This window comes from Weizmannia acidilactici (assembly GCF_008974185.1).
GTDB lineage: Bacteria > Bacillota > Bacilli > Bacillales > Bacillaceae_C > Weizmannia > Weizmannia acidilactici.
Genome location: NZ_BKZP01000082.1, coordinates 1 through 1543 on the forward strand (window position 1 = coordinate 1; position 1543 = coordinate 1543).

The window sequence follows — 1543 nt, forward strand, 5'->3', positions numbered from 1 at the left end:
AGTGTCTTGGAATACCCGATATTTAAACAGTGCCGAGAAAAACTTGACACATACCAGTTAAACTCAACGATTTTTTAAATAAAAAATATATAATAGAATCAAAATGAGGAGCTTCAATCTCTTTCTGTTTTAAATGTAACATGATTTTTTTGAAAATGTTTTCAAAAAAATGTAAAGGAAAAGAAAGGATTTTTTCCAAATCACTGTATTATAATGTGGGCAGAAAGAATGCGAACGATGACTTCGGTTTGAAAATCGCACAAGTATTATCGAGGAATGTCTGGTCAAGATGTTTAATTGGAGGAAAATAAAGTGAAGTTTATTTATTCTAATGAATTCATTTAAAAATACTACATAGGAATTTGGATTTTAACCGAAAAAGCTTGGCCTATTGATTTTTCTCCATCTGTCTAAGTGGAATGGTGACTTCCGTTTAAGGATTAAAGATAAAGATTAAGGAAGATTGCCAAAACAGAGTCTTCCATGCCATGACGAAATTTATTGAAGGCAAGAGCATATCGATTAGGCTTTATAGTCTACCATTCAATTCTCATGTATAGTCTGGTGCGTGAATTTTGAATGGCTCTTTAATATCTTAAAAACTACCTTTGGAATTTTAAAAGAATGAATTAAATTTTTACTAGTAATTTGTTCAGCAAACTCTAATTAAAATAACAGGTCTTTCCCAATACCAGTAAAGTAAAACTGGCTTTTGGGAAGGCCCACTTAGTTATATCACTTCAGAATTTTTACTATTTCCTTATAATAATCTTCTGTATGTGGGTTAATATTTTCATCTGTTATTATTGCAGTGATATTTTTTACATCATAAAATGTAAAAAAGGCCTCTGTACCGAATTTTGTACTGTCAGCTAGTATATACCGTTCAACCGCATTGTCAAGGATTATTTGGTGACCGTGTCCTTCTTCTTCATTGGCAGTTGTAATTTTTCTACCGCTGACTCCATTTGTACCAATAAAAGCTTTTTTTACTTTTATCTCACTTAACAGTTTGTTGGTAAAATAGCCTACGAAAGTCCCGCTTTTTTTGCGGTACCGTCCGCCCGTTAAAATAACCTCAGTATTTGGAAAATCTTTTGCCCGATTAAATACAGTCAGAGAGGTTGTAATGATATTCAGATTTTTTGCTTGTAAATAATCAAAAATAAAATCGTTTGTGGTTCCAGAACTAATAAAAATGGTATCATTATCTTCTATTAACTCGGCGCATAATTTGGCAATATGCTTTTTTTTGTCAACATTAATTGTTTGTTTCTGGGTGTACGGTAATTCAGTTATATAATCAGCATCTTTTTTTTTAGCGCCTCCATGAACACGCACTAAAAGTCCCTCATCTTCCAAGGCTTTCAAATCCCTCCGAATTGTCATTTCCGTAACATCTAAAGATTTGGCAAGTTCGGATACCTCCACAGAATTCTTTTCTTCGAGTGTGGATAAAATCAAGCGATACCTTTCGTGTTTTAACATATAAATACACCCACTACTGTAAATTTTTTGATATTCAATTGCAATTTACATTTAT

Annotated in this window: 1 protein-coding gene; it reads right to left on the reverse strand. The window is 32.3% G+C overall.

Translation table 11 applies throughout. From position 1 onward, the window contains the following. Positions 1-735: 735 nt before the first annotated feature. Entirely contained in the window at positions 736-1488 is a 753-nt protein-coding gene (locus BpJC4_RS15745; protein ID WP_151679882.1) for a DeoR/GlpR family DNA-binding transcription regulator, read from the reverse strand. Positions 1489-1543: the final 55 nt, after the last annotated feature.

Coding starts and splice junctions, on each gene's coding strand:
- BpJC4_RS15745 (WP_151679882.1), bottom strand. CDS start 1,488: ATGTTAAAACACGAAAGGTATCGCTTGATTTTATCCACACTCGAAGAA.